The following is a 7,412-nucleotide window of genomic DNA, read 5'->3' as shown; positions in this document are numbered from 1 at the left end:
AAAAGACACATTTTAAAAAGCAACAAACCATCATAGCAAGGCTTACCAACGGCACTTTTACCTCTGGAATAGTCCTTGTCTATTATTTTTGAAATTAGATCCCAATCGATAAGAATATTTATTTGACTAAAAAATGTAGCTTTTATCTTTCTTGTGCGTAAATCACAAATGCTATCTGCAAAAGTAGGTGTTATTTGTAGTTTCATAACTTAAATATACGTCTTAATCAGTTGACAAACAACGAGATACTACCTGAGTTTGGATATTTGTTTTTGTCATGTACCTTGCAACGGTCTTATCTTTTCAATTTTAAAATGATCTAATACCAAATGAATTTCAGCTCTCTTTTATAAGTATTTCTAAAACGGCTTTTGTTTTAACTACTTATTTAAAGTTTTCGGTGCGTTACTATCAAGTATTATTCTAAGGCTTTAAATTTGCAAATAATGTATCACTATTGGAGGGCATATGTCTCTAACTCACTTAACTCCATTGCTAAACACTACGTGTGCGACATTTACACCCCTGTTTTGAGATTAATATTATTAAGCGCTTTAATATCTTTAACTTGAATTTAACATTAAGCATTACTAAATTTTCAAACAAAATGAAATTAAAATTATGTACTTTATTGTTGTTGTGTTGTAGTTGTATGTCTTTAATGGCACAATCTACAGTTTCTGGAACAGTTAAAGATGAGTCAAATGAAGCGTTACCGGGTGTTAATATCACCGTTACGGGAACAAGCAGAGGTACTAATTCAGATTTTGATGGAAACTTTTCAATTGAAGTGTCTGAAGGAGAAATTTTACAATTTACGTATGTTGGCTTTTTAAGTCAGGATATTGTTATCTCTAAGCAGAGAGTGTTAAACATTTTGTTAAAAATTGATTCTCAACAGTTAGAGGAAATTGTTATTATTGGGTACGGAACTTCTACGAAGAAGGATTTGGTATCTTCGGTTTCTAGCATAAAAGCTGAGGTTCTAGAAAACCAACCAGTCGCTCGATTGGATCAAGCACTACAAGGAAGAGCCACAGGGGTTAGAGTAACTTCAAACAGTGGTTCGCCAGGCGCTGGAGCTACAATTAGAATTAGAGGAAATAGTTCTATTAATGGAAATAACAATCCATTATATGTAATTGATGGTTTTATTGTAGGGTCTGGATTTGACCTCAACACTTTAAATACGAACGATATTAAATCTATTGATATATTAAAAGATGCTACGGCATTGTCAATTTATGGTACAAGAGGAGCTTCTGGAGTCATACTAATTACAACAAAAAATGGAACTGAAAGTCCAATAGGAAAACCAAGAATTAGTGTGAACCACTATTATAGTATACAAAGCACCGCAAATGAAGTTGATATACTTAGCGGGGAGGACTATATTGATTATATGAACGAAGCGGGACAGTTTATCCCTGGTGATAGTGGATTTGGAGAAACCGACCCAACGCTACCATTAATATTTGACAACAGAACTGAAGAATTTCCAACAACAGACTGGATAGATTTAGTTTCTCAAATGGGATATGTTCAAAATACTGATTTAAATATTTCAGGTAACTCGGAACATTCAAACTATTTTGTTTCATTAAATTATTTTGACCAAGAAGGTATTGTAAGAGGTTCAGGTCTCGATCGTATTTCTTTTAGAACAAATTTAGACGTGAAAGTCTCTGACAAGCTCAAAACGGGTGTTCGTTTTAATTTAACTCATTATAAAAGAGAACAAAACAAAGTTAATTATGAGCAAATTGTTAAAAATGTACTTCCAGTTCGAACCGTATATGATGATTACGGGAATTATACAGGAATAAATCCTGTTAGTTCTTCATCAGAAAGAAACCCTGAGGCAGATATTAACCTTAGAGAAGATCATAACTTAAATACTAAAATAATCTCTAACTTTTACATTGAGTATGAGTTGTTTGAGAATTTTAAGTTAAAATCTACATTTGGCGCAGAACTATCATATGAAAAACGCAATCGATACCAGCCAGGTATTTTACCAGAAAAAATAATAGCTGGTACTGGTGGCTGGGCACAAATAGATACTAATTTCAAACAAAGTTTATTAAATGAAAATACTTTTACGTATGATTTAGATTTAGATGATCATTCATTTAAATTATTAGGAGGCTTTACTTGGCAAAAAACCAACAATGAATATACACAATCTCAAGCTGATGGTTTCCCTAATGATGCGGTTTCATTTAACAACTTGTCTCTTGGAGATGCAGAACTATATTGGGTCAATTCTGAATATAATCAAAGAACACTGGTCTCTGGATTAGGGCGATTAAACTATGGTTATCAAGGAAAGTATTTACTAACTTTAGTTGGTAGGTATGACGGGTCCTCAGTTTTTGAAGTAGGAAATAAATATGCATTTTTTCCATCTGCAGGATTAGCTTGGAATATTGACGAAGAAGATTTTATGGTAAATAATGATGTTATTAATAGATTAAAAGTTAGAGCTAGTTATGGTATTGTAGGAGAGCAAGGGGTAAACTCATACAATTCTATAGCAGTCTATAACAATACAACTACTATTTTTAACGATCAGATTGTTAACGGAATTCAATTAGGTTCTGTACCAAGTGAAGGTTTAACTTGGGAAACTACAAAGCAATTAGATCTTGGCCTCGAAATTGGCCTTTTATATAATAGAATTTCATTAGAAATAGATTATTATAAAAAAACAACTGAAGATTTATTATTAGCAAAAGCTTTATCAGCTCAAGCTGGTGGAGGAACTCAGCTTCAAAATGTTGGATCTGTTGAGAATAAAGGATTCGAATTTTCTTTGAATACTACCAATATAGAGAAAAAATATTTTTCTTGGAGTTCATCCTTATCAATATCAACAAATAAAAGTAAAATCTTAGAGCTAGATGGTAGAGATTTTATTGATCTACAATCAACAGGAAACCAAGGAGGAACTTCTGCCAGACTAATTGTTGGTGAAGCGATGCCAGTTTTCATGGGCTTAGAATATTTAGGAACATATAAAAATGAAGATGAAATTATTGCTGATAATAGAGAAGGCATGTCATTTATTGGAGGTCCACGATTTAAAGATTTAGACGGTAATGGTATTTGGAACGATCAAGATATCGGAATAATTGGTAGTCCTATACCAGACTTTTTTGGAGGATTTAGAAATACATTTATCTATAAAAATCTAACATTTGATATTTTTTTGGAGGGACAGTATGGAAATGAAATTTTTAATGTAAGATCACAAACCTCATTTTATGGTAGAGGAGAAATGAATTTAGATTCTAGAGTGCTTGATAGGTGGGTTGAAGGTGTAAATGAAACTTCTGATGTTCCAAGAGCGGGTACTTCTACAAGTACATTTAATCCTAATAGCACATTGAATATAGAAGATGGTTCTTACATACGATTAAAAACGGCCTCTTTAAGTTATAACGTTCCTATTGATAAAATGAATCTTGGAAAAAATATTCAATCATTAAGTGTTTATTTAACTGGAACAAATTTATTTTTAATCTCTGATTTTACTATGGGAGATCCAGAGGTAAATAGTTTTACTGCAGGAAGTGGATTTAACTCAGTATCTCAAGGATTTTCTAAAGCACAATACCCTTATGCTACGTCGGTCACTTTAGGTGTAAAAATGGATTTTTAAACACAACAAAACGGAAAACAAAATGGAAAATAAAATTATAAATAAAATAATCATACTTTTAATAGGACTATTTACAATAGTTGGCTGTGATGAATTCTTAGAGGAAGATTTGCGTGATGAAATTACTCCTGAAAACTTTTTTAACAACGATGCAGAAGCTGTTTTAGCTGTAAATGGTATCTATAGAGAATTCCATGCAAATAATTTATATGGTGAAAGAGGGCTAGATGATTATTACGTGAATGGAGCCGATGTTGTAGGGCCAAGTAGAAACGTAAATGGAAATATTCATAATTATTTAATTGCTGAAGGTGTTGATGATGGTAATGAAGTTTGGGTTAAATTATATGACGTTGTAAACGGAACAACCGAATTTATATCTAGAATAGATGGAAATGAAAGTTTGTCTGAAGACACTAGAAATCAAACGGTAGGAGAGTTGTTGTTTTTACGAGCATTAGCCTATTATCATTTAACAAACCTATGGGGAGATGTTCCTTATTTTAGAGAAATGTTAAATCCAATTGAGGCTGGTGAATTGGGGAGGTTTGATAAAACTGAAATTAGAACGGACATGAAAGCTGATTTAGAAAGAGCTATTTCTTTATTGCCAACATCTTATGCTTCTGAAAGTGCAAGTAGAGCAACAAAATGGGCTGCAACAGCCTTAAAGGCAAAATTTCATTTGTTTGATAAAGAGTGGCAATTAGCAAAAGATGAATGTGACGTAATCATAAATGACTCGTATCACATACTATTAGATGATTTTACAGAAGTATTTGATCAAAGTGATCCAGAAAACTCAATTAATGACGAACATATTTTTGTGATCGACTTCAAGTCTGACTCTGGTATAACCACATCTAGAACAGACGATTACAATCCAAGAATTAGAGACGAACCAACAAACAGAGAGGAAGATGCGTATGATGAATCTGGAAATCCTGTTTATGACAATAGCGGAAGTCAAATGGCTAGATGGGAATATTTTCAAAGTTTAATGTCAGAATACGACGAAGATATGACAGGTTATGGGTGGGCAATTCCATTACCCGAAATAGCCTTACAAGAAAACTGGCAAACAGGCGATTTACGTTATGATGCTACTATTGTTACAGAACATTTAGGCATGGAGTTGAATTTTCCATATTATAGAAAAAATTGGAATTTGGATCAAATAAATTCCTTGAGATATAATCACCATGAAAATTATATCGTATTTCGTTTAGCTGATATTTATTTAATGGCAGCTGAAGCAGAAAATGAATTGAATGGACCAGGTAACGCATACCAATATGTGAATAAGATTCGTGAAAGAGCATTTGAACCAGATCAGCCATGGAGTGGTATGTCACAAGAATCCTTTAGAGAAGCCCTCTACGATGAGAGAAAGTTTGAACTTGCTGCTGAAGGGCATCGAAGAATGGATTTAATCAGATGGGGGATATTAGAAGAAGTTGTAAAGGCCACGGTTCATAGAAGCTGGAATAATCCAGCAGCAAATATCCAACCTCAACATATATTATTGCCAATACCTCAAACACAAATTTTATTAAATGCTAATTTATTGGAATCTGACCCAACAAATAATGGTTACCGTTAGTTTTTTATAACAAAAGACGTCTAAGAGCTCTGTAAAATACAACATTATTATCCCCTAATTGGGAAAACGAAAATTCATAATTGTTTTAACCTGTAAAGGAATAAATATATAAGACGTTGTTATAAAATTCCCAAAAAGAAGTCATTTAAAAAATGTAACTTTTTAAATGACTTCTTTTTTTAGAGACTGAATTCAAGAACTTAACGCAACAAATCAAAATCTTAGATTTGTTGTATGAAAGCAAAAAAACATAGCCGATTATCATTAAAAGAACGTGTGGTAATTGAAACATTATTGCAAGAAAAAAAGACTAAAAGTTATATCGCTAAAAGGCTAATTTAGACATTAATTTTCTTTTTTAATACTATATGAGAAATTGCGATAAATCGAGAGAATCTCGCAGTTTTAGATATCGTAATTTTTCAATAAATTATCAAATTGACTTGATTTTATATAGTTTTTCTTGATTTTATTAATTTGTAGAATTTCTAAAAAGCCCAATTCAGTTAACTTTTTTAAATCTGCTCTTGCTGTAAAACTTGACACATCAAATCGTTTTTCAAATTCTTTACTTGCCAAAACTCTATCTGCATCATCAAATACAATTTTTAATATTTGAGACATTCGGTCGTTAACATCTGGAATTTTTAAAAACCTGGCAGATTGTACTACTTCTTTTTGCTTTTTATTGATATATGTTTTTAAAGCAAAAAAAGCTTTTTCCATTGTTTTAATATGGTAAGTTATAAAATAGTTTAAATCATTATCATCAATTTCGGTATATAAATACGCTTTTTCATATTGATTTTTACTGTCTTTTATTATTCTTGATATAGACATATACTCGGTAAGCCAATAACCTCTTTTTAACATATACCAATAAAATAATGCTCTTGCTGTTCTACCATTTCCATCAGAAAAAGGATGTATCCAACCTATCATAAAATGTATGATACAGGCTTTTACAATGGGATGAATAAATTTTTCTTGATCTTCATTAAAAAAAACACACAACTCCTGTAACAATATATTTAAATTTTCCTCTTTTGGCGGTGTGTGTACTACTTCTCCATCAATATGATTGACTACTTGAATATCATCATTTTTTCTAAAAGCACCTTCCTCTTTTGTGTTTTCTAGTGTGTTGCTTGTTATTAATTTATGTACGTACAGTAACGATTCTGGTGTAAGGTCTTCATTTTTTTGCTGTACAATATGTTTCATAGTTACATAATTGTTCAAAATCATTTTTTCGGAATTGCTTTTGGGCTTCAATTCCTTTTGTATCATTTCTTTTGCTTTTTTTCTGGTGGTATTCGCTCCTTCCATTTGGCTACTCGAAATGGCTTCTTCTATTAAAGAGCTAATAATAAACTTTGTTTTATCGGTTTCGGAAATACCAATATTACTACTTAATGTACCTCCAATATTTAAGTCGAACTGATGTAATGCACGGTGCATAAAATCGGTAATATGAAAGGTAAACGTGTATTTACCAAAAGAAATACTTGTGTTTTTTAGCTTACGTTGCATTTTTATGGCAGACCAAAATACTGCTGGATTTAAGCCTTTATTTTTATATTTTGCCTTGTCCCAAAATAAATACTCGTCTTGTATTTTTTTTAATGCACCCGTTAATTCAAGCGAAACCATCGTGTTTATAGTTTCTTTTTCTTGTGTAAATTTTGGTACTGTTTCTAACATAAAGTTGTTTTATAAATCAAAAATAAGTAAAAACTGCAAGATTATCGATATTTCTCGCTATTTAGATTCGTTTACTTTGCAAATGGTCTTTTTGTAGGTGTTATTGTGCTTTTCTAATTGTGTTTTTAGATTGGCAACTAAAGCGTTTTCATCTTTAATAAGTGTTTTTTCGTATTTCAATTGTTGCAGTTGTGCAACTAATTGATTTTCTAATATTTGTTCTGGTTGTTTGCTCATTTTTATGAATCAATTAATTTTCAAATTCGGTTTTCCAAAGTGCTTCATTTTGCCAATTTTCTTTCATATTAACTCAGAACCAATAGTTCTTTAATTAATATATTTTTTTGTATCTTTATTGATGGAAAAAACAGACTTACGAAGCGTGTCCGATCAAGAAAGAGAAATTATACGAAGGGATGCCATAAAAATGATAAATCGAGG

Annotated in this window: 4 protein-coding genes and 1 pseudogene; 2 read left to right on the top strand and 3 right to left on the bottom strand. The window is 31.6% G+C overall.

Going from position 1 to position 7,412, the window contains the following annotated elements:
• Positions 1-206 (bottom strand): annotated as a pseudogene (locus tag V5787_RS10770) (IS5/IS1182 family transposase); the annotation flags it as partial.
• Positions 207-607: 401 nt separating this feature from the next.
• On the opposite strand from V5787_RS10770, the gene V5787_RS10765 reads away from it, so the two are divergent.
• Positions 608-3,664, top strand: coding sequence for a TonB-dependent receptor (locus tag V5787_RS10765; protein WP_336893225.1), 3,057 nt, complete (start codon positions 608-610; stop codon positions 3,662-3,664).
• A gap of 22 nt (positions 3,665-3,686) precedes the next feature.
• Positions 3,687-5,267, top strand: a complete 1,581-nt coding sequence (locus tag V5787_RS10760) for a RagB/SusD family nutrient uptake outer membrane protein (protein WP_336893224.1) — start codon at positions 3,687-3,689, stop codon at positions 5,265-5,267.
• Positions 5,268-5,672: 405 nt separating this feature from the next.
• Here V5787_RS10760 and V5787_RS10755 read toward each other — a convergent pair whose 3' ends face one another.
• The gene (locus V5787_RS10755; RefSeq protein WP_336893223.1) at positions 5,673-6,971 is read right to left on the bottom strand and encodes a Fic family protein; all 1,299 of its coding nucleotides are present in this window, start codon (positions 6,969-6,971) and stop codon (positions 5,673-5,675) included.
• 57 nt (positions 6,972-7,028) lie between these two features.
• A complete protein-coding gene (locus V5787_RS10750; RefSeq protein ID WP_336893222.1) occupies positions 7,029-7,208 on the bottom strand; it encodes a hypothetical protein in 180 nt (59 codons plus the stop codon).
• Positions 7,209-7,412: the final 204 nt, after the last annotated feature.

Origin of the sequence: Flavicella sp., from assembly GCF_037132785.1 — a bacterium.
Classification (GTDB): Bacteria; Bacteroidota; Bacteroidia; order Flavobacteriales; family Flavobacteriaceae; genus Flavicella.
Note: the sequence above shows the minus strand (reverse complement) of the source record. Positions and strands in the feature narration are given on the sequence as shown.

Bases quoted from the DNA above. Each gene is read 5' to 3' on its own strand.
- V5787_RS10765 (WP_336893225.1), top strand. From the start codon at position 608: ATGAAATTAAAATTATGTACTTTATTGTTGTTGTGTTGTAGTTGTATG.
- V5787_RS10760 (WP_336893224.1), top strand. From the start codon at position 3,687: ATGGAAAATAAAATTATAAATAAAATAATCATACTTTTAATAGGACTA.
- V5787_RS10755 (WP_336893223.1), bottom strand. From the start codon at position 6,971: ATGTTAGAAACAGTACCAAAATTTACACAAGAAAAAGAAACTATAAAC.
- V5787_RS10750 (WP_336893222.1), bottom strand. From the start codon at position 7,208: ATGAGCAAACAACCAGAACAAATATTAGAAAATCAATTAGTTGCACAA.